We start from the raw sequence: 23,157 nt of genomic DNA on the forward strand, positions 1-23,157 counted from the left end.
CAACGTGATTACCGGCGCTGGGACCGTGCTCCTGCCGTAAAGCCGGAGCGAAGCCCTCGGCCGGTTCATCGCGCCGCGACCGCATTGAGAACGCCGCCTCCAGCGGCCGGCCGTCGTACTGACCGCCCACTAGAGCCCTCCACTCAACTGTGTGGTACGTTGCAAGACTTTGCTCCGATCACGAAGGAACACTATGGACGCCCCCACCTTGCACCGCCGATTCCTCAGCGATGTGGTCCCTCGAATCCGGCATGATGCCCGGGTGACCGGTGTGGCCATCGCGGGGTCGATTGCGGGAGGTCATGCCGACGCTTACTCCGATGTGGATCTGATCGTGGTCATCGACGACGAGGCGTTCGACGCGGTCATGAAGGAACGGCTCGCGCTGATCGATACATGGACTGAACTGGTGGCCGGATTCACCGGAGAGCATGTCGGAGAACCCCGTTTGATCATCACGCTCGTCGGACCGCCCCTGCTGCATGTGGATTTCAAGTTCGTGCGGGCCTCCGACTTCGCCGAGCGTGCCGACGATCCTGTCGTCCTGTGGGATCGACAGGGCCACCTGGTCAAGACACTCGCGGAGCATCCGCCGGTGAGCCAGCCCCTTGACCTGCAGTGGATCGAGGACCGGTTCTGGATCTGGGTGCACTACGGCGCGACGAAGCTAGCCCGCGGTGAGCTGTTCGAGGCCATCGGCTTTCTCAATTACCTGCGCGAGACGGTGCTGGGTCCACTGGCTGCTCGCCGAGTGGGTGCCATCCCCCGGGGCGTGCGTCATCTCGAGTCCATCGCGCCGGAGGAGGCACGCGACCTTCAGGCAACTCTCTGCGGTTACGACCAGCATGAGATCGGTCAGGCGTTCCTCGCCAATGTCGCGCTCTACCGGCGGTGGCTCGACGACACCGGAGCGGTGATCCAACGCCATCATCACGCCGAAGAACTCGCCGTTCAGTACCTTCGCGACGTTATCGCTGAGGTGACCTGATGTCGCGAGGAGCAGGCGCGCGTTTTCGATACCCGCATATTGGGCGATCGAAGCGAGGGCGCGTGACGGGGCGTACGAGCACACACCGAGCACGGCGAACACCCTGATGTCATCATGAGCCCTGGCAGATAACGGGACGCCCTGCTTTTCCTGCAGGTCGGTTCTGTGATGTCACCTGCGGTGATCAGTGCCCCGCGGCTTGAGCCCGGGCCGTTCGCCGTCGGTTCCGGTTGCTAGCGTGACGCCGCAAAGATCCGACCATGCTGATGCGGGCAGGAGATCGCGCGATGACGACTGAGAACATGGGCACGGTTGACATCACCTACTGTGAGGGGTGGGATCCACAGGCCCGTGCCGCCGTCGCTCCGATCTCGGAAGCACAGGCCCGTGACAGGGACGCATCAGCTGAGCAATACGCCGTCCTGCTGGCTGCGCAGGGGAGGCCGAGGGCCCTGTTCCAGGTCGACTGGGGCCACGGTCATCTCGGGTTGTTCCTGTTCGACGAGTACGAACGGCGCAACAAGGAGCTGGAATACCGGCAACTGGAGCCAGGACGGCTACACCTGATGCGCTACCAGGAGTGGCGCTACGCCTCAGATGCCGACAAGGAGTTTCCTGAGCGTGGCCTGCGCTTCACGATGACGATCGCCCCGGACGGACGCGCCAGGCAGGTCCTGAGCGACGTCAACGGCTCCAGCCATACCTGGGAGAGCGTCCCGGTTGAGCACCGTACAGTGGCCAAGGCGGAGTTCGGCGCGTGGACGGCCTACGTCGATGCGCAGATGCTCGGGCTGAGCGGGCCTATCACCCTGGCGCCGGCCGAAGAACCTGTGAAGGGACCGGCTTCGGGCATGATGTCCCCCTGGTCGGCCCCGCTGCCGCTGCGTCCCCGGCATCTCGAAGCGCTCTTCGTTCCCGGAAGCCGCCTGGCCTCTGGCGAGGGACGCGTCGCACTGATCACCGAGCCGTCGCATGCGGGGTGGCTTCACCTGCCCACCGGCTCGGTGATCGCCACCGACCCCTTCCTTCTGGATGATGCCGTTCCCTTCACCATCACCGTGGCGCCTGGCGACTACGCCGTTCTGATCGCCTCGATGCGGTGGGAGGGGACGGACGGCGAGGGCGAGACCCCGGCCGTGATGGTGCGGATCCTCGACAAGCCGACCGCCGGCTGGGAGCCTGCGCTACTGCCGGGGCAGGACGCCCGGCTGCTCGGCGCCGGTGAGTTCTTCGGGTTCGGCGTGGATGCGGGTATGGGCTGCTTCCTCGACGCCTCGGGCCGCGAGGAGCTCGGAAGGCTCGTCGAGGAGCTGGAGGACGAGTACAACGAGATGGACCTCTTGGACTCCGAGCTCCGCGCCCCGGAGACCGGCACCAATCTGATCGCCTATCAGAGCGGGTTGGGCGACGGTAGCTACCCGGTGTGGATAGGCCGGGATGCCGACGGGGAAGTCACCGCGTTCGTGGCGGACATGCTCATCCTGCACGACACCGACTCGCTGCCGCCCACAGTGCCGTCGACAGCCGTCTACCTGCCGCTGACCACCTCGGTGACCGACGACCGACGCGAGGCGCCCTTCACTGATCCCGGTGCCACAGCCACGTGGATGACGACCCGGATCAACCACGTCATTGACGGCTGGGCCGAGCATCGTCGCTCTTCAGGGTTCGACGTGGTCTAGTTGATCTGTCCAAGGACGAGGCCAGACGGCGGGTACCCGGGGACGCGGCGGACGCGGCGGACGCGGTTCGGCCGTATCGTGAGGCGGCCTCGTTGTGGATCGAGCAGCGTTACCCTCTCGATCTGAAGGCGGTCGCCTGAGACGGCGGTGGAGGTTTGATGGTGACCTTCATGCCCCCGTGCGAGAAGCGGACGTCCTCGACGAACCCGAACCATCCCCGACTGCCGGTGGCGCCCTTGAACCGGCCCTCAGGCTCACGCCATTCGGCCCTGTAGGGGTTCAAGAACTCGAATCACCTCCAGCACAGAGCCCTTCGTCCGGCGAGCGAGCGGAAGGGCTCAGGGGCGCCGAATAGCTGGTCCGGATCGCCTGGGATCAGTTTTGTGATCTTGCTTACGGTGTACGCCGTCACCCGGCGTCGCTCCGGGTGAACGTCAGCGACCGGCCGTCTACCCCCGGGCACCTTGCTCAGCTTGCCGTCGGCGCCGTAAATGAGCTCCTGCGCCCGTCCTCGGGCATCCGCCACCAGGGTCAGCCGACCGGTCGCTCCCTTGATCATGCGTGACTCGCCGAGCGAACGAGACGTCCGAAAGCCGCCAGCATGGTCCCGGCCCGGCAGAGGAGAATCCGCTGGTGATCGCTGAACCGCAGGGAATCCGCATCCGGCACCGCGGGCGTCAACCGCAGGTCCATCCCACCGCCTACGTCGCCCCGACGGCCACGCTCGTCGGTGACGTCCGGGTGGGGCCCAGGGCGCGGGTGATGTACGGCGCGGTGCTCGATGCGGAGGGGTCGCGGATCGAGGTCGGGGAGGCGGCGGTGATCTGCGAGAACGCGGTCCTGCGCGGGTCCGCGGTCGCCGGCGACCAGCCGGTGCTCGTCGGCGACCACGTCTTCGTGGGCCCGCAGGCCACGCTGCTGGGCTGCGAGGTCGGCAGGTGCGTCTACGTGGCGACCTCGGCGACGGTCCTGCAGTCCGCGCGGCTGGGGGCCGGCGCGGTCGTGGCCGTCGGCGCGCTCGTCCACGCGCGCACCGTCGTCCCGGACGAGTACTTCGTGCCGCCGCACACCATCGCGCTCGACGCTCCGGTACGGTTGCTGGCCCCCGGCGATCCCGGCCTGGCCGAGGCCGTCAGCCGGGTGGGCTTCGCGCAGGTCGCGTTCGGCGTCGACACGGAGTGGACCGACCGGATCACCCGGTACGAGCACATCGCGGAAGTGCGCGTCGCCGAGTTCGGCACGCACGCGGACGACGAGATCCTGCCCCCCTCCGGATGATCCCGGTGGTTCTGTACCAGCCGGGATGGCGAAGGTCCCGTCTCAGGGAGCCGTAAGGCTCTGCCCTGCCGTGCCGATGACCCGCACGATGAACGGCGGGGAGGTGCCGATGGATGCGTTGATGTCGGGGTTGCGGCGGCCACGATGCTTCAGGACGCTCCTCCGGCTCGCGTCTCGTTCACCGAGATTCCCTCGGAGCGGCCGGTGGTGATGGCGCGATCCTGCTGCTGCGAGGTGTCATCACGGGTCGGCTGATCGTGGCGGCCACCGCCGGCGTGGCGCTGGCCGCGATCGGGATCTGGCGGCGGTGTACGGCCCCTACCCGGTACGCCGAGTGGGAGCCGGCCTGGGAGCGGGCCGACGAGCGGTGGCGCCACCCGCACCGGCCGTGAACGGCGTCACGAGCGCACCAGCTTTTCCAGCGGGACCTTGGGGTCGGCGAGGGCTGCGCGGTCCACGGGGGTTTGTGCGAGGACGAGGGCTTTGAGGTGGTCGCCCTGGTCCCAGATGTTGACGTTCATCGCCGCGATCACCCGGTCGTCCCGCAGCCAGAACGCGAGGAACTCCCGCCCGCTGAGATCACCGCGGATGACGACGTCGTGGGGAGTGCCGGGCGGGACATGGCCGAGGTACTCCATGCCCAGGTCGTACTGGTCGGTGTAGAAGTAGGGCGGTTCGTCGTAGGCGGCCGGACGGCCGAGCATGGCGCGGGCGGCGACGGGGGGCTGGTTGAGGGCGTTGGCCCAGTGTTCGACCCGCACGTGGTGGCCCAGGCGGGGGTGGTGCGCGTTGGCGACGTCGCCGGCGGCGTAGATGTCGGGATCGCTGGTCCGCAGGTCCGCCCCCACCTTGACCCCGTTGTCGATGGTGAGGCCCGCGGCGGCGGCCAGCTCGGTGTCGGGGACGGCGCCGATGCCGGCCAGCACGGCGTCCGCGTCGATGGCGGTGCCGTCGGCCAGGCGTACGCCGGTCTCGGTGATCTCGGCGAGGCGGGCGCCAAGCCGCAGGTCCACGCCGTGCTCGCGGTGCAGGTCGGCGAAGACGGCGCCGATCTCGGGGCCGAGGGCGGACAGCAGCGGCTGCTGCCCCTGCTCGATCACGGTGACCTCGGCGCCGGCCGCGCGGGCCGCGGCGGCGGTCTCCAGGCCGATCCAGCCGGCGCCGATGATCGCGACCTTGCGCGCGGTGGAGAAGGTGCCGCGCAGCCGGTCGGAGTCGTCCACGGTACGCAGGTACAGCACGCGCTCGTGGCCCGGCACGGTCAGGCGGCGCGGCTGGGCGCCGGTGGCGAGCAGGAGCTTGTCGTAGCGGAGCCGTTCGCCGCCGGACAGCGTCACCTCGTGCGCGGCCGGGTCGACTGCGGTGACGGAGACGCCGGTACGGACGTCCACGTCGTGCTCGCGGTACCAGTCAGCGTCGTGGACGAAGATCTTGTCCCGTTCGTCGCTGCCCTGGAGGTAGCCCTTCGACAGCGGCGGGCGTTCGTAGGGCAGGTGCGGTTCCCGTCCCACGAGCACGATCTCGCCGTCGAACCCCTCCTCGCGCAGCGCCTCGGCCGCCTTGGCCGCGGCCAGGCCGCCGCCCACGATCACGAATGCCGCCATCGTCGATCTCCTGTCTGCTCGTCAGGTATGGGACTGACCGGTCAGCGCGAAGAACTCCTGCCGGGACCTCGCGTCCTCGCGCAGCGTCCCCTTCAGGGCCGAGGTGACCGTGCGGGACCCCGGCACGCGTACGCCGCGCATCGACATGCACAGGTGCTCGGCCTCGATCACCACGCCGACCCCCTTCGGCGACAGGTGCTGCTGGAGCCAGTCGGCGACCTGCTTGGTCAGCCGCTCCTGCACCTGCAGGTCGCGGGCGAACAGCTCGACCACCCGCGCGAGCTTCGACAGCCCCAAGATACGGTCGCCCGGCAGGTAACCCACGTGCGCCACGCCCTGGAAGGGCAGCAGATGGTGCTCGCACAACGACTGCACGGGGATGTCGCGGACCAGCACGAGCTCGTCGTAGCCCTCCTCGTTGGGGAAGGTCGTCAGGTCGAACTCGCGCGGCTCCAGCATTTCGGCGTAGGCGCGCGCGACCCGCTTCGGCGTGTCTGCCAGGTGCTCGGACTCGACGTCGCGGCCCAGCGCGGTCAGCAGGTCGGTCACCGCTCGCTGGGCGGCCTCCAGGTCCACTCCCCCGCCCCTGACCACCCGGAGGCGCCGCGACCGGCGCTCGGCGTCGCCGGCCTCCTCCACCACGGACTCGCTCATGCCGCCCCCTCTTCTATCAACAAGTTTCGTTAACATTAGAAGGGGCACGATAATTTCGTCAACAGGAGTGGGTTTTAGAATGGGCGAAGCCGACGGCATCTCCGCCATCGCGGCGCTGGACGAGCCGACACGGCGCCGCCTCTATGAATACGTGGTGCGCCAGCCGGAGCCGGTGAGCCGCGACGAGGCGGCCGACGCCGTACAGGCGCCGCGCAACACCGTCTCCTTCCATCTGGAGAAGCTGGTCGAGGGAGGGCTGCTCGAAGCCGTCTACCAGCGCCGCACCGGCCGGTCGGGGCCCGGCGCCGGCCGTCCCGCCAAGCTCTACCGCCGCGCTCCCGGGCAGATCGCCGTCTCCCTGCCCGACCGCCGCTACGAGACCGCCGCCCACCTGCTCGCCGACGCCCTCCAGGAGTCGGAGGCCACGGGAGAGGCGCCTCGTACCGTGCTCGACCGCCGCGCCCGAGACCTGGGCCGGGCCCTCGGCCGCGACGCCACCGCCGGCGTCATGCCTACCCTGGAGGCTCTGGGCTTCGAGCCGCGCGCCTGCGACGGCGCGATCGCCCTGGCCAACTGCCCGTTCCGCAGCCTTGCCGAGCGGCACACCGCTCTGGTCTGCGGCATGAACCTCAGCCTGGTCGCGGGTCTGCTCGAAGGTCTCCCCGAGCCCGGCTTCGCGGCCCGGCTGGAGCCGAGCCAGGAGCACTGCTGCGTATGCCTCCGCCCGGCCGGGTGACGGTCACTCCTTGACCGGGCGGACCACGGCGACCGGGCAGGTCGCGTGGTGCAGCACGGCGTGACTGACCGAGCCGAGCAGCGCCGAGGCGAACCCGCCGAGCCCCCGCGAGCCCACCACCACGAGATCGGCCGCCTTGGCCGCCCTGGCCAGGGCGGTGACGGGATGGTCGCACGGCTGCTCGTCGGACACCACCAGGTCGGGGTTGGCGTCGCGCCACGGCTCGACCAGCTCGCGTGCTCTGCGCGGCTCCGCCTGCACGATCTCCTCGATCAGGATGCTGTAGCCGACGGCGTACGGGGAGAAGGCCGGTATCTGCCAGGCCGTCACCACGTGCAGCTCGGACCAGCGGACCCTGGCCTGCTCGATGGCGTACTCCATGGCCGCCCGCGCATGCTCGGAGCCGTCGTAGCCGACCACGATCCGCCGGTGCTCCACCGGGTGCGGGCCGCGGATCACCACGACCGGGCCCGTCGCGTGCCCGGCGACCGCGTTGCTCACCGAGCCGAGCAGCATGCCCTTGAAGCCGCCGAGGCCGCGGCTGCCCAGCACGAGACTGTCGGCCGTCGCGGACTCGCCTATCAGCTCCTCGACGACGTTGCCCGGCCGCAGGTCCGCCGTCACCTTGACGCCGCCGGCCAGGCCACGCGCCCGATCGGCGGCGGCCTCCAGCGCCCCGGAGCAGGACCCGACACCCTCGCTGTGCGACCACTGCTCGCACACGTGCACCAGCCGCAGGTTCAGCCCCCGCCGCCCGGCGTCGAGCGCCGCCCAGTCCACCGCCGCGCGAGCCGCCGCGGATCCGTCGACGCCGACCACGATCTGCCTGGTCATCGCATCTCCTCGGGCCGTTCCGTCCCTTACTTCCAGTATCGGTCTCGACCCGGGGAAGCCGCAGCGGGAGGACGTCCCAGGTAGATGGGCCTTTGGTCCCCAAATCAGGCCGTGAGGCGTTCCCAGTTGCGGTGGGCGATGTCGGCCTTCTGCTCGCCGGTGAAGGGAGCGTCCTCCAGGAAGGCGCGGGCGGCGCCGTTACTGGTGTCGACATAGGGGAAGCCGCCGGGACGTGCGCCGTAGGTGTAGGGGTAGTCGGTGGAGTACAGCATGCGGTCGGTACCGACGACCTCGGCGGTCCAGCGCAGGTAGCGGCTGCTGACGGTGCCGCTGCCGGCGACCCAGAAGTTCCGCTCGAAGTAGTCGGCGAGCGGCCTCGGCAGGCCCCCTGCCTGGGCGAAGAAGCCGATGTGGTCGAGGTAGAACAGGACGACCTCGCCCCAGTGCCCGGCGATCACCTGCAGGCCGGGGAACCGGTCGAAGACGCCCGAGAAGATCATCCGCAGGTACTGGACGCCCAGGTCGTAGTACCAGCCGATCGCCGCTCCGGCCAGTGCGGGGCCGATGGGGCCGAGATCGGAGTAGTAGGCGTCGATCACGGGCTTGACCGGGGTCTGCGGGTGGAAGTGCAGCGGCACGCCGAGGCGCTCGGCGGTGGCGTATAGCTCGTCGTTATCGGGGTGGTCGGCCAGTTTGTCCGCGGTGCGGCCGTACAGCATGGCGCCGGGGAAGCCCAGCTCGCGCACCGCCCGCTCCAGCTCGGCCGCCGCGGCGGCGGGCTTTTGGGTGGGGATCGCGGCGAACGCCTGGAACCGGTCGGTCCCGGAGCGGGCGGATCCGGGTGGGGTCCCTCGCCGATGAGCACGGGGGTGAGCAGCTTCTCGGCGATCGCGGCGGGCACCTCGGGCGCGACGGGCCGTTCTCGGAGATCGCCGACCGGCTGCTCGCGACCGGCGCCGGCGGCCGGAACGTCGCACCGTACGCCTCCGTGACCGTGTCGTCCGTGCTGCGCGCCGGGGCCGAGGGCGGCAAAGCCGTGGGCGGCCGCTGCTCCGACGACAGCCCGTGGGTCTCCGCCGAGGACGACACCACGCCGGTGATCACGGTGGGGCTCGGCCGCTCGTACCCGATCAGCGAGATCCGCGTGCGCTCCGGCTACGGCAAGGCCCCCGGCCCCGGCACGGGCGTCGTGCGCTCCTTGGCCGTCGAGGCGCACACCACGTCCGGCTGGCAGCGTGTCGCCACGATCACCGGGAACACCGCGAACACCGTCCGCGTCCCCGCCTCGGTGACGGCCGGCCAGGTGCGCCTCGCGATCTCCGACCCGTCAGGAAACCCGCTGGACGTGGCCCGCGTGTACGAGATCGAGGTCGTCTCCGATGACTGAGCACCGCTGGGCGTCCTCACCACCGAAGGTAGTGTCCCGTGGCTGACCACCGCTGGGCGCTGACCGCCCGCGCTCACTGCCCGGGCGGAGTGCCCGCCCGCGCTCACTGCCCGGGCGGGCACTCCGGCGGCGCCATCTTGAGCACGTGGAACTCCAGCCGCAGCGACCCGTCCGCGGGCAGCGCGATCGCCCGCGCCCACGGGCTCGTCGCCCAGCAGGCGGGCAGCAGGAAGTAGCGCTGGTTGGAGTGGATGAGCAGGCGCAGACCGGTGTAGCGGTAGCGGAACATCGCGTTCTGGTCGGGCAGCGTGGTCTCGGTGATCCCGGGACCTTCCAGGAAGAGCCGCCGCGCCGCGTAGACGACCGTGCTCGGCAACATCCCCGTGTCGGCCCGATACGCGACGGCGGCCTCCCACCCTTTCCGCTGCGCGTACTCGGTGACCGACCACAACAGCAGGAGCAGCAGCAACGCCCCGCAGGCCGCACGGCGCACGACCCCTCGGGTGGCGGGGGTCGTGTGCCCGTTCAGCCGGCCGTACAGGCTCTCGGCGTAGACCAGGATGATGATGCCGGCGCCCAGGCAGAGCGGCAGGAAGTAGCGCGGGAGCACCGCCCATCCGGCCAGGCCGAGCAGTCCCGTCACGGTGCCCGCCGCTCCGACCGCGGCCGCCACCGCGAGGCCCCACATCGCGGCGGTGCGATGCCGCCCGGCGGCCCGCGTCAGCCAGGCGTGCACCGGTGGCGCGATCAGGACGACCACCAGGACCAGCACCAGGGGTTCGACGGCCAGCGTGACGCTGCGCAGCACGTAGTCCTGGAACGACAGGCCCAGCATGCTCTGGTCCACGCCGAACTGCGCGTACATGGTGTTGGCGCGTACCGCCCCGAAGTACATCATGATCGCCGCCACGAGCGTGGTCGGCGTCACGATGTGCGTCACAATCCCCCAGAGCCGCGCGACTTCCCCGCCGTCGCCCGCAGAAGTGCTCATGGACGGAGAGGTCTACGACTCGGCCGGTGCCGGACCGTCGTCACCGTTGCCGTCCGGCGACACGGGGGCCTCTGTCTCGGGCTCCTCGGTCGTGCCCTCGTCCGGCGACTGCGTGGCGCCGTCGTCGGTCTCGCTGACTTCCCCGGTGGGAGTCTCAGGTGCGGTGGTCTCCGGCGTCTCCGGCTCATCGGGCGGTGTCTCGGTCTCCCCACCTGAGGGAGCCACGGTCGCGCACTCGGGAAGGCCGGCGGGGTCGGCGGCCACCGAGCAGGCGATCTTCAGAAAGTCGTTCCGCTCGTATCCAAGCTCGGCGAGATCCTGCAGAGCGGCTTCGGCCCGCTCATTCTGGCCCTCGGCGGCAGCGCTTTTCACCTCCACGCTGGCGCTGAACGCCATCAATGGGCGCTGTATGGATGAGGGAGCGTCGGACAAGTACGTCTTAGCCTTGTCGATTCTCGCGAGGGCTTCCTTGTCCCTGCCCTCGTTAGCGGCCACCGCCGCCCCGCAGACGAGCGCCACCGCCTTCTGGCTGTTCGTGCTGCTGCTGGAGTTGGCCACCTGATCCATCCTCGCCGCCAGACCGGAGCCGCGCTTGCCCACTTCTCGCTGGCAGTCCAAGCCGACCCGGGCCGTGGCCTCAGGAAGATCCCCGCTGTTCTCTTCGGAGACGAGCTCTTCCGGGGGCGTGATGACCGGCCGCGCGCCCGGCCCCGCCTGACCCGGAGCACCGGCCCCTGTCTCCCCCGTTTCGGATCCGCCCGAACCGCAGCCTGCCGTCAGCCCGGCGACCACCCCGAACATCGCCGCCACGACCAGAAAGGTCCTTACCCCCATGCCCCTGCCCCCGCTGCCGCTGTCGAAGGGGAGTCATACCGCTTCGGGGCAGGACCTATGCCGGCAGATAGCTCGCAACACCATATGCTGAGGCATTCTTGGCCGTGTCGCTCTCGGGGCGGTCGTCCCTCGCCATCACGCACGCGGCGTGGTCGCGGACCAGGTCGTGGAACCGGTACCGGCCAGGGACGGGCTCCGACAGCAGGTGGCCGTCCAGCAGCCCTTCCAGCGCGTGCTCGGCGGCCGGCGTGCTCGTGTCCAGGAGGGCGGCGGCCACTTCGACGCCGAAGTCGACCGGCGCGCGGGTGCCGAGCAAGCGGTAGGCGCGCCTGTGCTCGTCCGTGAGCCGGCGATAGGACATCTCGAAAGCGGTGGCGACGCTGCGCTCCCCTGCCGCCAGCTCGGACAGCCGCTGCCGCGGTGCGGTCAGCCGGGTGAGCAGGCGGCCGACGGTCCACCTGGGGTGGGAGCGCAGCCGGGCGGCTGTGAGGCGAAGGGCCAGCGGGAGCAGTCCACACCGTCGCACCATGTTCGCCAGGACCTGCGGCGGCGTGCCGGCGACGCGGTCCCGTCCGGCGACCAGGGAGAAGATGGTGACCCCGTCCGTCAGCGGCAGGACGTCCAGGGACAGGGCGTGTGTCCCGTCGAGCCCGCTGAGACGGCGGCGGCCGGTGACGATGACGTGGCAGCGAGGGCTGCCGGGGAGCAGGGGTGAGACCTGCGTCTCGCTGAGGGCGTCGTCGAGGACGATCAGGACCTTGCGGTCGGCCAGCAGGCTGCGATAGAGACCGACCTGGTCGTCCATATGGGGTGGGACGCGATTTTCCGGCAGTCCCAGTGCGCGCAGCACGCGGTGCAGGGCGTCGTGCGGCTGGACGGGTGCCCGGTCAGGTGTGTGACCGTGCAGTTGCACGAACAGCTGGCCGTCGGGAAACCGGTCGGCCAGCCGGTGGGCGGCGCGGATGGCGAGCGCCGTCTTGCCGATCCCTGGCATGCCTTCAACGGTGGTGATGGTCGCGTTGCCCGCCTCGCCGAGCCGCACCATGGTGGCGACCTCGCGGTCCCTGCCGGTGAAGTCCGCGACGTTCCTGGGCAACTGCCGGGGCACGGTGACGCGGTCGCGCGCGCGGTCGGGCGGGCGGGCGCCCGGCGTACGGACGGGCCCGCCGCACAGTGCCGCGGAGAGCACGGCCTGCTCGTCGTCGCTCAGGGCCAGCGCCTCGGCCAGCATCCGCAGTGTCGTGAGGCTGGGTTTCGCGGCGGGCCCGGTCTCCAGGCGGCTGATCGTCCGCACGCTCAGTCCCGTGGACTCTGCCAGCATCTCCTGGGTGAGTGACGCCCGCTCGCGCCAGGATCGCAGCAGGGCCCCCGGCTCGATCGCGTCCGTCCTGGGCCCGGCCGGGAGGTCGCGGAGCCGCAGGTGAGGCCGGTTCATGGGCGGCGCCGCGGTGCCTCCGGCCGGCGGCCTGGCCGAGGTGTCGGCCAGGCGGTCGCGCGGCGGCACCGCCTCGAAGGACCGCCCGATCGACCCGGTGAGCGACCGGTGCTGCGCGGGCGGGCGTCGAGGTGGCGGCGGTGCGGGGTGGTCGGCGAGCAGGCTCGCGTGCAGATGGCGCAGCTCGGGGCCCGGGTCTATGCCTAGCTCGTGCGCGAGGCGCGATCGTAGCTCCTCGTACCGCTGGAGGGCCTCGGCCCGTCGTCCGTGCCGGTCCAGCGCCTTCAGCAGGCGCAGCCACAGGGATTCGCGCAGTGGGTAGCGCGGGGCCCATTTGCTCAGCTCGGCGAGCACGTCGCCGGCGGGCCCGCCGGCGACGTCCAGGTCGGCGCGCCGTTCCAGCGCCGCCAGCCATCGCTCCGCCAGGTGCGGCGCCTCGGTCTCGTGCAGCCACCGGGACGGCACGTCCTCGAACGGCTCGCCCCGGGACAACGCCATCGCTTCGTCGAGCAGGCCGCGTTCCGTCTCGGTGTCGCGGGCGTGCGCGGCCTGCTCCGCGAGCCGTACGAAGCGCAGCGCGTCGACGTCGTCGGCGGCAGCGCGCAGGAGGAGCCCGTTGGGGCGCGTCTCGATCCAGCGGCCCCCGAGGGCGCCGCGCAGTCCCCCGGCGTAGTTCTGCAGGGTCCTGCGGCTGTTGGCCGGGAACTCGTCCGACCAGACCATCTCGGCCAGCCGGTCCATGGACACCGTCTTGCCCGCCGACAGCGCCAGGGCCACCAGCAACGTCCGCAGCCGGCTTCTCGTCAGCCGGACAGGACGTCCTCCGACCGTCACCTCCAGCGGACCGAGCACCTTGACCGTCAGCCGCTGCACCGTGCCCCCTTGTGTGGTGATTTCCCCTGGCCACGATTCTGGTGTCCGCCGGCTGCCCGGACCAGGACAGCGGAAGGTCATTCACCGGGCACCCGGCGGCGGACATTCCTTTCCGCCCGCGAGGCGACGGTGAAGACGAAGTGAAGCCGGGCGTTGACAGGCTGCGCCGTGTTCTGTTCCAACGCCAGTGAGGTGGATCATGACCGCACCGACACTCGACCTCGTCACCGGGACGACCGACCAGGACGACGAGTTCGACCTCGACATCCGCGTCGCCGTGGGCGCCGACGTCGCGCTGCCCGAGGCCGGCTTCAGCTGCTCCTGGTACACCTGCAACGCCAGCGCGTGCGGCCTGTGCAGCATCGACGGGTGCAGCCCGTTCCCCACGCAGACCGAGGGCTGCTAGTGGCCTCCACGGCCACGCGTGCTCAGCGGCCGGCGCCAGGCACTCGTTCATGAGGAGTCGATGAATGCCCGCTTCGGACCTCTTCTCGGAACATGCGGCCGTCCACGGCGAGGAGGGGCTTTCCCCGGCTCTCGCCGAGCGCGCCCGGCGGACCACGCAGGTGATGGTCGAGCGCCTGGCCGACGAACGGGTGGTGGCCGAAGCGGTGCGCCGGACCAAGGCGGTCTCGAAGTATCCGTTCGAGTGGGGTGGCCCCGGCCTGTACGGAGGTCACGCCGGCATGGCGCTCGTGCTCTGCTACGCCGCGGCGGCACTGACCGGCGAGGCCGGCGCCAGGCGCGCGCCGGCCCTGCGCCTCATCCAGGAGGCGGCACGCCACACCAGGAAGGCTCCCCTGATCCTGCCCGGCCTGGGTTCCGGGACCACCGGCATGACTCTGGCCGTCGAGCGGCTGGCCGCGGACGAGCCCAGGCTCCTGCCGGTGCTGCGCCGGCTCCGGGAGACGCTGTCGGAGCAGGTTCTCCAGGCACCGAGCCGGCGGGCCGGGGACGGGGTGAGTCCCGGCACCTACGACGTCGTCTCCGGCGCCGCGGGCGTCCTGGGCTACCTCACGTCCCTGACGGAGCCGAGCTCCAGGGAACGCGAGGCCGCCGCGAGGCTCCTCGACGACCTCGTGTGGATGTGCGATCCCCGCGAAGGAAGGGCACGGTGGCAGGTCCCGCCCCGGCTCATGCCCGGCAGGGACCGGGCTGAGGAGTTCCCGCACGGCTATGTCGACCTCGGCCTGGCGCACGGTCTCGCCGGTCCGCTGGCCGCGCTGAGCCTGGCCTGGGCGCGCGGTCACCGCCGTCCCGGGCTGCGGCCCGCGGTGGAGCACGTGGCGGCGTTCCTGCTGGAGACGTCGGATCACGACGCGTACGGCCGGCGCTGGCCACGGTGGCTGGCGCTGACCCCATCGGGCGCGATCCAGGAACGGCCGCCGCAGGCGGGGCACGAGTCCTGGTGTTACGGGACGCCCGGCATCACCTCGGCGCTGCTCGACGCCGCCGAGGCGCTCGGGGACAGGGCGCTGCGCGCGGTGGCGGTGGACGCCTTCGAGGCGGCGCTGCGGCGGGTGTTCGCCGGTCACGGCCACCTCGTCAGCGCGTCCCTGTGTCATGGCTGGTCCGGGCTTCTGATCGTCTGCGGGAAGTTCGCGCGGGCGGGCTCGGTGGCCGCCCGATCCGCTCTGCCGTCCCTCGTCGAACGCGTCCTGGACGCCTGCGACGCGGCCAACCCCCTCCTCGTCAAGGAGTTCCAGGCTCCTGACGTCTACACCGACAACCCCGATCTCCTCGACGGCGCGGCCGGCGTACCCCTCGCTTTGTGGACGGTGTCCGGCTCGATCGACGACGAGTGGCAACGATCGCTCCTCATCCGTTGACCCAGAGCAGAGAGGCCACGCATGCCAGCGCGGAAGGATCACGAACGCAATCCCGCCACGGAGTTCTCCCCTGCGTGCTTCTTCATGCTGCGCGCGCCCGTCCTGCCCGCGCAGACCTTTCTCGGCCTCACCGGCGGCCAGGACGGCGCGGACGACCGGCGGGACGCCACGCACCGGCGGCTCTGGGAGCTCGCGCGCCGGCCCCGCGTCCGGCAGGCCCTGCACGCCGCCAGCCGTAGCCTGCTCGACGAGCTGACCAGGGTCGAGGAGGCGGGCGGACCCGGACGGGCGACCGGGCCGGCGAAGAAGAAGGCCGACCGGGCCTTCGCCGCTCTGCTGCGTTACCTGACCAGGATGTCCACCCGCCCCACCCCGTACGGCCTGTTCTCCGCGGTGAGCATGGGCAGGTTCGGACCGGCCGCGACCGCGGCACTCGCCGCCGACCCGGTACGCCTGACGCGCACCCGCGCGGACGCCGGCTGGCTGGCGGCGGTCATCGAGCAACTGGACAAGGACGACACGGTACGCGACGACCTACCGGTCAGGACCAACGCACTGCTCTCCCGGCTGGCCGACCGGGCCGTACTCACCGAGTGGACAGGCACGACCACCCGCGGCAAGCAGACCAACCTGCGCATCACCCCACCCGCCGAGGCGGCACTGCGGCTGGCCGGCGACGAGATGCGCTACGGCGACCTCGTGGCCGAGCTGCTCCAGCGGTTCCCCGGCGCAGGTGAGACGCGCATCCGCCGCCTGGTCGGCCAGCTGTGGGAGCTGGGCGTGCTCACCAGCGCCCTCACCCCGCCGCTGACCGAGCCGCTGCCTGAGCTGCACCTGGTGAAACGGCTGACCGGGCCGGCCGCCTTCGCTCCGGTGGCCGACGGGCTGCGCCGGGTCCGAGCACTCGCCGACGCCGTCGACGAGGCCCGCGGCCTGGCGGACGTGGCGGAGGTCGAACGGCTCACCGCCTGCCAGCGGGCCATGACACCCGGCTTCGACGGCACGACGTACCAGGTGGACACCGCGCTGGCGACGACGGACCGTGGACTGCCCGCCCAGGTCGCCGACGCGGTGGCCGAAGCAGGCGAGCTGCTCATGCGGCTGGGCGGCGCGCGCCGGCGGCCCGCGCACATCGCCGCCTACCACCGCGCCTTTCTGGAGCGCTACGGGGCCGACGCCGAGATCCCCCTGGTCGAGGTGCTCAGCCCGGAGCTGGGGCTCGACGCCCCGAACGGCTACGGCGCGCCGGCGCGGATGGTGCCGCTGCCCTCGCCCGCCGAGGAGGGCGACCCGGCGCGGGATCGGACGCTGGCCGACCTGATCTCCGGCGCGCTGCGCCATGACCGTCTCGACGTCGAGCTGACCGACGGACTGCTGGACGCCTTGACCGCCGGGCCCCATGACGCCGCGCGTTCCCGACCGGCGCCGTCCGTCGATGTGTACTTCAGCATCGCCGCGCCGTCCCGCCAGGCCATCGACGAAGGACGGTGGCGGCTGGTCCTGTCGCCGACCGCGTTCCAGGGCCTGCAGAGTTTCGGTCGGTTCTCCCATCTCTTCGAGGAGGCGGACGTGCAGGCCATGTGCGACTTCGCCAGGGCCGAGGAGAAGCGGGTGCCCGACGTCGTGTTCGTCGAGTTGCGCAACGTCGCGGGCCATGCGCGGGCGCTGAACGTGGCCACTCACGCCCCGCTGCGCGGGCTCGAGATCTGCGTCAACACCACCCCGTCGCTGCCGTCGGGCCGGCGGATCCCCCTGGAGGACGTCCTGCTCGGCGCGGACGGGCACGGGTTCTACCTGCGCTCCGCGACGCTGGGCAAGCGGCTGCTGGTCACCCGGTCCCACGCGCTGTCGCTGCACCAGGTGCCCAATGTCTGCCGGGCACTGGTGGAGCTGTCCACTGACCGGCTCACCCTGCCCGCAGGGTTCGACTGGGGTCCGTTCGCGGCGTCGCCGTTCCGCCCGCGGCTGGTCAGGGGACGGATCGTGGTGAGCCCGGCGCAGTGGACGGTCCGGCGGGAGACGTTCGCCGCCGCCGGGGACGACGCGGACGCCTTCTTCGGCGCCGTCCAGAGCTGGCGGCGAGACTGGAAGGCGCCGCGTCACGTCTATCTCGCCGAGTACGACAACAGGTTGCTGCTCGACCTCGAACACCCGCTCTGCGTGGACGAGCTGCGGCGCAGATTGCGAGCGACCGGCAGGCCAGGACAGCCCGACGCGCTGTCGCTGCAGGAGATGCTGCCGGACTTCTCGGACCTGTGGCTGCAGGACGCGCGGGGCCGCCGCTATCAGTCGGAGCTGGTCGTGCCCGTCCTGTCCCCGGCCGCCGCGAACGTCCAGGACGACCGCCGGCCCGCCAGGCGCGCGGCCCAACGACGCCGGCACCCCGGCGAGGACTGGTCGTACCTGAAGCTGTACACCGCGGTGACGCAACAGAACGACGTCCTGACCGGTCCTGTACGGCAGCTGGCCGCCACGCTCGCCGCCGAACGGCTGATCGATCGCTGGTTCTACATCCGGTACGCCGATCCGCTGCCGCACCTGAGGCTGCGCTTCCACGCGGCCCCCGGCGCCGACCCGATGGAGGTGATGGCCGGGTGCGCGGCGTGGGCGCGCCGGATGATCACCGCGGCGTGGGCCTCCGACCTGGCCTTCGTGACGTACGAGCGGGAGATCGAGCGCTACGGCGGGCCGGACGCCATCGACGCGATCGAGGAGGCGTTCCACGCCAACAGCGAGGTGACGATCGAGCTGCTTCGGTATCTGACCGCCCACGGCGAGGTGGACGCCACGACCGTGGGAGCGCTCGCGATGCACTCCCTCTACCGGAGCTGGGGAGCCGATCCGCCGGCGGGCGCCCGCCACGCCGCCGCGGTCCCCGATGCCGTGCACCGGCGGTTCCGCCGGCTGCGCGGTGACCTGTGCGGCCTCCTGGCCCCTGCGCATCCATCGCCGCACGTACCGCCCAGCGAGCACGCCCCCGCCCTGCACGCGATCCTGGCTCGGCAGGAACCCGCGCTGCGCGCCGCCGGCGACCTCGCCCGTAGGCTGGCCTCCGACGGGAAGTTGCACGCGCCCGAGCAGCGCATCCTGGAAAGCCTCTCCCACATGCAGGCCAACCGCCTGACGGGCATCGATCAGGCGCTGGAGAGGCTGAGCGTCCAGCTCTGGCAGCTCACCGCCCGCGCGCTCCTCGCCCTGCCGGACGCCGGGGAGCCGCGGTGATCCGCGCCGTCTTCGGGACGCTGGCCCCCTTCGTCCGCGGGCAGCGCGGCACGCTGGCCGCCGGGCTCGCGTTGTCGCTCGCCGGCGCCGCAGGCACCCTGGCTCAGCCCATGGTCGCCAGATCGGTGCTGACCGCCGTCCAGACGGGCCGGCCGGTCTGGCACCTGGTGGTCCTGCTCGTGACCCTGACCGTGACCGGCGCGGTGCTCGGCGGCGTACGGTCGTACCTGCTGCACCGGGCCGGCGCCCGCATGGTGCTGGCGACCCGGCGGGTCCTCGTCGATCACCTGCTGCGGTTGCCGGTCGCCGAGTTCGACCGGCGCAGAACCGGCGATCTGCTCTCCCGGGCCGGGGCGGACACGGCGACGATGCAGTCCGCGCTCACCTCGGGCCTGGTCGACATCGCCGGCGGCGCGGTCATCACGATCGGCGCCGCGGCCATGATGGCCTGGCTCGACCCGATCATGTTCGCGTTCACCACGGTGGCGTTCGCCGGGTTGTTCGCCGGTTTCTTCACCGCGCGACGCGTGCGCGACGCCTCGCGCGAGGTCCAGGATCGCCTCGGCACGATGACCTCGGCGATCGATCGAGCGATCTCGGCGGTCAGGACCATCAAGGCGAGCAGGGCGGAAACCCGCGAGGCCGCCGTCGTGGCCGGCCACGCCGAACGGGCCTACGCCGCCGGTCTGCGCCTGGCCGGTCTGAACGCCCGGCTGGGCCCGTTGATCAACTCGGCGGTCCAGATCGGCCTGCTGCTGGTCATCGGCGTGGGCGGCTTCCGGGTCGCGTCCGGCACCATGCCGGTCGGCGATCTGGCGGCGTTCGCGCTGTTCCTCTACCTGTTGATGGCGCCGCTCGCCCGGACGCTGACGGCGTACGCGGAGGTGCAGAGCGGCCTCGGCGCGATGCAGCGCGTCGAGGAGATCCTGGCGCTTCCCGCCGAGACGGCCACCGACCGCCCGCTCCTGTCCTTCCCCGCACGGACCGCGCCGGCGATCCGGTTCGAGCGGGCCTGCTTCGCTTATCCCGGCGGGGCGCCCGCGCTGCGCGAGGTGAGCTTCACCGTCCCGTACGGCACGCAGACGGCCCTGGTCGGCCCGTCCGGCGCGGGGAAGTCGACGGCGCTGGCGCTGATCGAACGCTTCCACGACGTCACCTCAGGCCGCGTCCTCGTGGCGGGCAGGGACGTCAGAGAGCAGCCCCGCGACGAGTTGCGCGCCCACCTGGGGTACGTGGAGCAGGACGCACCGGTGCTGGCCGGCACCGTCCGCGACAACCTGCTGCTGGCCGCGCCCGGCGCCGATGACGATCGCCTCATGGCCGTGCTCGGCACCGTCCGGCTGACCCACCTGGTCGAACGCTCCCCGCTCGGCCTGGACACCCCCGTGGGCGAGGGCGGCGTCCTGCTGTCAGGCGGGGAGCGCCAGCGCCTGGCCATCGCCCGCACGCTCATCGCCGCGCCGCCGATCCTGCTGCTCGACGAACCCACGAGCAACCTCGACGCGGTGAACGAGCGGGCCCTGCGGGAGGCGATCGCGGCCGTCTCCCGGCGGCACACGCTCGTCGTCGTCGCGCACCGGCTCTCGACGGTGCTGCACGCCGACCAGATCGTGGTGCTCGACGAGGGCCGGATCTCCGGCGTCGGCTCGCACGACGAGCTCTTCACGGCGAACCCGCTCTACCGGGAGCTCGCCACCCAGCAACTGCTGACGGCATGACCAGGAAGAGGAGGCACCCGACATGCTGGCTGACGACGCGGATCCGGCGACGGCCGCCGAGAAGCTCGTCCATCCCCAGTTCCCGCGCTCGGCCGCCTACGACCCGGTGTGGCAGGGCCGTTACGCCATGGGCCCCAACCCGCTGTGGCTCGCCGAATCCCTGGCCGAGCTGCTGGATCTGCGGCCCGGCATGCGGGTGCTCGACCTCGGCTGCGGACGGGCGACCAGCTCGATCTTCCTGGCCAAGGAGTTCGGCGTCGATGTGGTGGCCGCCGATCTCTGGGTGCGCCCCGAGGAGAACTGGGCGCGCATCATCGACTCCGGCGTGCAGGCGCGCGTGATGCCGATCCACGCCGAGGCGCACGACCTGAAGTTCGCCCACGAGTACTTCGACGTCGTCATCAGCCTGGACGCCTACCAATATTTCGGCACCGACGACCTCTACCTCGCCTACCTGCAGCAGTTCCTCGTCCCCGAAGGTGTGCTGGGCATCGTGGTGATGGGCCTGACCGAGGAGCTGAACGGCGTGGTCCCCGAGCATCTGGCCGACGGCTGGAAGTGGGACTTCCACGCCTTCCACAGCCCGCGGTGGTGGCGGGAGCACCTGTCCCGGGCGGGCCTGATGACGGTCGAACACGCCGATCTGCTGCCCGACGGCTGGCGGCACTGGAGGCGGTGGCACGAACTGGGCGCGCGGGCCGCCGAGCCCCGGTGGCGGGACTTCTGCGCGGCCTGGGTCCGCAGGTTCACCCTCGATGAGGGGCGCACGCTCGGCCTGCCCCGGGTCGTGGCCCGCAAGATCAAGAAGGACTCGAGCTGAGGACGGGGGCCGGTTCGCAGGCGTCGGCGACCAGTTCCAGCGTGCGCAGCCGTGACCGGTGACCGTGGACGTGCGTGACGAGCATCAGTTCGTCGGCGCCTGTGCTCTCGGCGAGCCGGTCGAGGGCGTCGCGGACCTCACTCGCGTCGCCGTACGCCGCCGTGCTGAGCCAGCCGCGCAGCATCTCCGTCTCGTCCCTGCCGAACGCGTGCCGTGCGGCCTCCTCCGGTGACGGGAACGCGGTCGGCCGCCCGCTGCGCATCCGTGCCATGGCCAGCCCTGCGGCCCGTGCCATGGCACGGGCATCCCGCCTGGTCTCACCCGCGACGACCCAGACGGAGACCATGACGTAGGGCCGGTCCAGCACGCCGGAGGGCTGGAACGACTCGCGGTAGGCGGCCAGGGCTGCCCCGGTCTCGCCGGGTCTGAGGTGGTAGGCGAAGGCGAACGGCCGCCCGAGCCGCCCGGCCAGCCGCGCACCCTGCTTACTGGCTCCCAGGATCCACAGGGGCGGCGCGCTCACGCCTTGAGCGGCCTGGATGCCCGCGTACGGGTGGCCGGCCGGGAAGGAGCCGTACAGGAAGCCCGTCAGTTGCTCCACCTGCTCGCCGAAGTCGGCGTCCGAGCGCCGCAGCGCCTGCGCGACCGCGGGATGTCCTCCCGGTGCCCGCCCCACTCCGAGGTCGATCCGGCCGGGATGCAGCGCTTCCAGGGTGAGGAACTGCTCGGCGACGGTGAGCGGGGTGTGGTTGGGCAGCATGACCCCGCCGGAGCCCAGCCGGATGGTCGTGGTGTGCGCCGCCAGGTGAGCCATCAGGACGGCCGGGGACGTACTGGCGATGTCCGAGATCCCGTGGTGCTCACCGAGCCACAGGCGCCGATATCCCAGCCGTTCCGCGCTTCTCGCCACCTCCGTGGTGGTGCGGAACGCGGCTTCGGCGCCGGTTCCCGTGCTGACCGTCGCCAGGTCGAGGACGGACAACGGCACGGCCGGACGTCTGGGCCGCTCGCGATGGATCGGGTTCATGAGGTGTGCCTGTGCGTCGTCCATGAGTGATCGGGCCTCCCGTTTCCGTTGCGAGAACCGCCGGCTCTCACTCAAGAACCCGCCGTCCTCATCAGCGCATCGGATCGGCCTCACCGGCGTGCGCGAATGTCCACCGCGTTTCCTGGACCCGCTCCGCACGGGCGGGAAAGCTTTGTGGGGAACCCCACTGATTCGAGGAGGGAAATGTCGATGCAGAAAATCGCCGAACTCGTGGCCTGCGCCGGTTGACGGCCATGCGACAGGAACGCGTCATCGTCGTCTCGCCGCGCAAGAGCGGAACCCACCTCGTCCAGAAGCTCATGACCGCCCTGGGATACGGCATCTACGGCGAGCCGGTGCCGCCGGAGAGCGGGCGGGCGGCCGTCAGTCTGCGGGAGCGGCTGGAGCTGGCAGAACGGTTCCTCCACCCCGACGAATTCGCCGCGCTCGACGTCAGGGAGGACACCAAGGAGTTCATCCGGCGTACCGACCGGCTGCTGATCCAGCTCGGCTGGATCTGGCAGACCAGGCTGGCGGCGAGAAACCTTTCGAACGTCGATCTCATCCGCCCGGAGATCGACTTCGAGCTGCGCATGAGTGAGGATGCCTGGACCCGCCCGTTCTGGCAGACGGCGCCCCGGCTGTGCTGGATTTTCCATTCACTGGACATCTGGCGGATGGATCAGAAATTCCTCAACGAATGGACGACGCGGCAGGCGCCCGCGATGGTGCTCAATCATCGCGATCCGCGGGACGCGCTCGTGTCCATGGCCAATTTCTTCTCGGGGAAGAGCGGGATCACCTTCCGGCGGTTTCCCGAGTCGGCCGTCTTCGGGCCGATCCTCGCGAATCTGCCCGACATGGAGAGCCGCATCACGTACATGCTGACCGATCCCACGATCCCGCTGCTGCACGACTACGAGGCGGCGGTGAGCTGGTACCACCACCCGCAGGTCTGCAAGGTCGCCTTCGAGGAGCTGGCGGGCCCCGAGGGAGGCGGCAGCAGGGCCCGGCAGCTCGCCGCGGTGGAGCGGGTGGCCGGCTGGGCCGGCACGGACGCCGACCCCGAGGCCGTGGTGGGCGAGCTCTTCGACCGTCGGTCGTTCACCTTCCACAAGGGCCGGATCGGCGCGTGGCGCGAGGTGTTCACCGCCCGTCACTCGGCCCTGTTCGACGCCCGCTTCGGCCACCTCACGGACATGTTCGGATACGCGTGACGACCACCGCGACGGCCGCCCCTGATCC

The 23,157-nt window shown here is 71.2% G+C and carries 19 protein-coding genes and 1 pseudogene; 12 read left to right on the top strand and 8 right to left on the bottom strand.

Translation table 11 applies throughout. The annotated features are described in order from the left end of the window. Window positions 1-193: 193 nt before the first annotated feature. The 4 genes from ACFFR3_RS31515 (at window position 194) to ACFFR3_RS31530 (ending at window position 4,340) form a co-directional block, all read left to right on the top strand. The gene (locus ACFFR3_RS31515) at window positions 194-988 is read left to right on the top strand and encodes a nucleotidyltransferase domain-containing protein (RefSeq protein WP_379484316.1); all 795 of its coding nucleotides are present in this window, start codon (window positions 194-196) and stop codon (window positions 986-988) included. A gap of 287 nt (window positions 989-1,275) precedes the next feature. Continuing rightward, complete coding sequence (locus ACFFR3_RS31520) at window positions 1,276-2,670, top strand: DUF4241 domain-containing protein (protein WP_379484317.1); 1,395 nt, start codon at window positions 1,276-1,278, stop codon at window positions 2,668-2,670. A gap of 633 nt (window positions 2,671-3,303) precedes the next feature. Beyond that, window positions 3,304-3,948, top strand: coding sequence for a gamma carbonic anhydrase family protein (locus ACFFR3_RS31525; protein WP_364382384.1), 645 nt, complete (start codon window positions 3,304-3,306; stop codon window positions 3,946-3,948). 257 nt (window positions 3,949-4,205) lie between these two features. Beyond that, entirely contained in the window at window positions 4,206-4,340 is a 135-nt protein-coding gene (locus ACFFR3_RS31530; RefSeq protein WP_345408790.1) for a hypothetical protein, read from the top strand. 6 nt (window positions 4,341-4,346) lie between these two features. On the opposite strand, the gene ACFFR3_RS31535 is transcribed toward ACFFR3_RS31530, so the two are convergent. Both ACFFR3_RS31535 and folE read right to left on the bottom strand, forming a co-directional pair. Continuing rightward, window positions 4,347-5,552, bottom strand: coding sequence for an NAD(P)/FAD-dependent oxidoreductase (locus tag ACFFR3_RS31535; RefSeq protein WP_379484318.1), 1,206 nt, complete (start codon window positions 5,550-5,552; stop codon window positions 4,347-4,349). A 21-nt stretch (window positions 5,553-5,573) separates the two neighbouring features. Next, on the bottom strand, window positions 5,574-6,206 hold the full coding sequence (folE, locus tag ACFFR3_RS31540) for a GTP cyclohydrolase I FolE (RefSeq protein ID WP_345408794.1): 633 nt from the start codon (window positions 6,204-6,206) through the stop codon (window positions 5,574-5,576). Between the two features lie 79 nt (window positions 6,207-6,285). Here folE and ACFFR3_RS31545 point away from each other — a divergent pair, with 79 nt between their 5' ends. Continuing rightward, complete coding sequence (locus ACFFR3_RS31545) at window positions 6,286-6,942, top strand: helix-turn-helix transcriptional regulator (protein WP_345408796.1); 657 nt, start codon at window positions 6,286-6,288, stop codon at window positions 6,940-6,942. Window positions 6,943-6,945: 3 nt separating this feature from the next. On the opposite strand, the gene ACFFR3_RS31550 is transcribed toward ACFFR3_RS31545, so the two are convergent. Together ACFFR3_RS31550 and ACFFR3_RS31555 are read right to left on the bottom strand one after the other, a co-directional pair. Continuing rightward, complete coding sequence (locus tag ACFFR3_RS31550; RefSeq protein WP_345408798.1) at window positions 6,946-7,776, bottom strand: universal stress protein; 831 nt, start codon at window positions 7,774-7,776, stop codon at window positions 6,946-6,948. Between the two features lie 104 nt (window positions 7,777-7,880). Next, a pseudogene (locus ACFFR3_RS31555) lies at window positions 7,881-8,585 on the bottom strand (amidohydrolase family protein); the annotation flags it as partial. A 32-nt stretch (window positions 8,586-8,617) separates the two neighbouring features. On the opposite strand from ACFFR3_RS31555, the gene ACFFR3_RS31560 reads away from it, so the two are divergent. Further along, a complete protein-coding gene (locus tag ACFFR3_RS31560; protein ID WP_379484370.1) occupies window positions 8,618-9,163 on the top strand; it encodes a hypothetical protein in 546 nt (181 codons plus the stop codon). A 103-nt stretch (window positions 9,164-9,266) separates the two neighbouring features. Here the strand turns inward: ACFFR3_RS31560 and ACFFR3_RS31565 are convergent, their stop codons facing one another. From ACFFR3_RS31565 to ACFFR3_RS31575, 3 genes are all read right to left on the bottom strand, one after another. Next, window positions 9,267-10,154: a hypothetical protein gene (locus ACFFR3_RS31565; RefSeq protein WP_379484319.1), complete on the bottom strand. Its 888-nt coding sequence runs from the start codon at window positions 10,152-10,154 to the stop codon at window positions 9,267-9,269. Between the two features lie 12 nt (window positions 10,155-10,166). Continuing rightward, window positions 10,167-10,964 carry a hypothetical protein gene (locus ACFFR3_RS31570; RefSeq protein ID WP_379484320.1) on the bottom strand — a complete coding sequence of 266 codons (798 nt, stop codon included), beginning with the start codon at window positions 10,962-10,964 and terminating at the stop codon, window positions 10,167-10,169. A gap of 79 nt (window positions 10,965-11,043) precedes the next feature. After that, window positions 11,044-13,296 (bottom strand): AfsR/SARP family transcriptional regulator, encoded by a 2,253-nt coding sequence (locus ACFFR3_RS31575; protein WP_379484321.1) that lies wholly within the window; start codon window positions 13,294-13,296, stop codon window positions 11,044-11,046. Between the two features lie 199 nt (window positions 13,297-13,495). Here ACFFR3_RS31575 and ACFFR3_RS31580 point away from each other — a divergent pair, with 199 nt between their 5' ends. From ACFFR3_RS31580 to ACFFR3_RS31600, 5 genes are all read left to right on the top strand, one after another. After that, window positions 13,496-13,702 carry an FDLD family class I lanthipeptide gene (locus ACFFR3_RS31580; protein ID WP_345408814.1) on the top strand — a complete coding sequence of 69 codons (207 nt, stop codon included), beginning with the start codon at window positions 13,496-13,498 and terminating at the stop codon, window positions 13,700-13,702. Window positions 13,703-13,766: 64 nt separating this feature from the next. Next, window positions 13,767-15,125 carry a lanthionine synthetase C family protein gene (locus ACFFR3_RS31585; protein ID WP_345408816.1) on the top strand — a complete coding sequence of 453 codons (1,359 nt, stop codon included), beginning with the start codon at window positions 13,767-13,769 and terminating at the stop codon, window positions 15,123-15,125. A gap of 21 nt (window positions 15,126-15,146) precedes the next feature. Then, the gene (locus ACFFR3_RS31590) at window positions 15,147-18,347 is read left to right on the top strand and encodes a lantibiotic dehydratase (protein ID WP_379484322.1); all 3,201 of its coding nucleotides are present in this window, start codon (window positions 15,147-15,149) and stop codon (window positions 18,345-18,347) included. Further along, window positions 18,344-20,065 (top strand): ABC transporter ATP-binding protein, encoded by a 1,722-nt coding sequence (locus tag ACFFR3_RS31595; RefSeq protein ID WP_345408818.1) that lies wholly within the window; start codon window positions 18,344-18,346, stop codon window positions 20,063-20,065. Before ACFFR3_RS31590 ends, ACFFR3_RS31595 begins: the two co-directional genes overlap by 4 nt. A gap of 22 nt (window positions 20,066-20,087) precedes the next feature. Further along, window positions 20,088-20,885 carry an SAM-dependent methyltransferase gene (locus tag ACFFR3_RS31600; RefSeq protein ID WP_345408820.1) on the top strand — a complete coding sequence of 266 codons (798 nt, stop codon included), beginning with the start codon at window positions 20,088-20,090 and terminating at the stop codon, window positions 20,883-20,885. On the opposite strand, the gene ACFFR3_RS31605 is transcribed toward ACFFR3_RS31600, so the two are convergent. After that, window positions 20,866-21,912 (bottom strand): LLM class flavin-dependent oxidoreductase, encoded by a 1,047-nt coding sequence (locus tag ACFFR3_RS31605; protein WP_379484323.1) that lies wholly within the window; start codon window positions 21,910-21,912, stop codon window positions 20,866-20,868. The two genes, ACFFR3_RS31600 and ACFFR3_RS31605, sit on opposite strands and share 20 nt — an antisense overlap. 254 nt (window positions 21,913-22,166) lie before the next feature. On the opposite strand from ACFFR3_RS31605, the gene ACFFR3_RS31610 reads away from it, so the two are divergent. Then, window positions 22,167-23,129 (top strand): hypothetical protein, encoded by a 963-nt coding sequence (locus tag ACFFR3_RS31610; protein WP_345408822.1) that lies wholly within the window; start codon window positions 22,167-22,169, stop codon window positions 23,127-23,129. Window positions 23,130-23,157: the final 28 nt, after the last annotated feature.

It is taken from the genome of Nonomuraea salmonea, from assembly GCF_042428605.1.
In the GTDB taxonomy this organism is placed as follows: domain Bacteria; phylum Actinomycetota; class Actinomycetes; order Streptosporangiales; family Streptosporangiaceae; genus Nonomuraea; species Nonomuraea salmonea.

Coding starts and splice junctions, on each gene's coding strand:
- ACFFR3_RS31550 (WP_345408798.1), bottom strand. CDS start 7,776: ATGACCAGGCAGATCGTGGTCGGCGTCGACGGATCCGCGGCGGCTCGC.
- ACFFR3_RS31515 (WP_379484316.1), top strand. CDS start 194: ATGGACGCCCCCACCTTGCACCGCCGATTCCTCAGCGATGTGGTCCCT.
- ACFFR3_RS31605 (WP_379484323.1), bottom strand. CDS start 21,912: ATGAACCCGATCCATCGCGAGCGGCCCAGACGTCCGGCCGTGCCGTTG.
- ACFFR3_RS31600 (WP_345408820.1), top strand. CDS start 20,088: ATGCTGGCTGACGACGCGGATCCGGCGACGGCCGCCGAGAAGCTCGTC.
- ACFFR3_RS31545 (WP_345408796.1), top strand. CDS start 6,286: ATGGGCGAAGCCGACGGCATCTCCGCCATCGCGGCGCTGGACGAGCCG.
- ACFFR3_RS31585 (WP_345408816.1), top strand. CDS start 13,767: ATGCCCGCTTCGGACCTCTTCTCGGAACATGCGGCCGTCCACGGCGAG.
- ACFFR3_RS31580 (WP_345408814.1), top strand. CDS start 13,496: ATGACCGCACCGACACTCGACCTCGTCACCGGGACGACCGACCAGGAC.
- folE (WP_345408794.1), bottom strand. CDS start 6,206: ATGAGCGAGTCCGTGGTGGAGGAGGCCGGCGACGCCGAGCGCCGGTCG.
- ACFFR3_RS31590 (WP_379484322.1), top strand. CDS start 15,147: ATGCCAGCGCGGAAGGATCACGAACGCAATCCCGCCACGGAGTTCTCC.
- ACFFR3_RS31565 (WP_379484319.1), bottom strand. CDS start 10,154: ATGAGCACTTCTGCGGGCGACGGCGGGGAAGTCGCGCGGCTCTGGGGG.
- ACFFR3_RS31535 (WP_379484318.1), bottom strand. CDS start 5,552: ATGGCGGCATTCGTGATCGTGGGCGGCGGCCTGGCCGCGGCCAAGGCG.
- ACFFR3_RS31520 (WP_379484317.1), top strand. CDS start 1,276: ATGACGACTGAGAACATGGGCACGGTTGACATCACCTACTGTGAGGGG.
- ACFFR3_RS31610 (WP_345408822.1), top strand. CDS start 22,167: ATGCGACAGGAACGCGTCATCGTCGTCTCGCCGCGCAAGAGCGGAACC.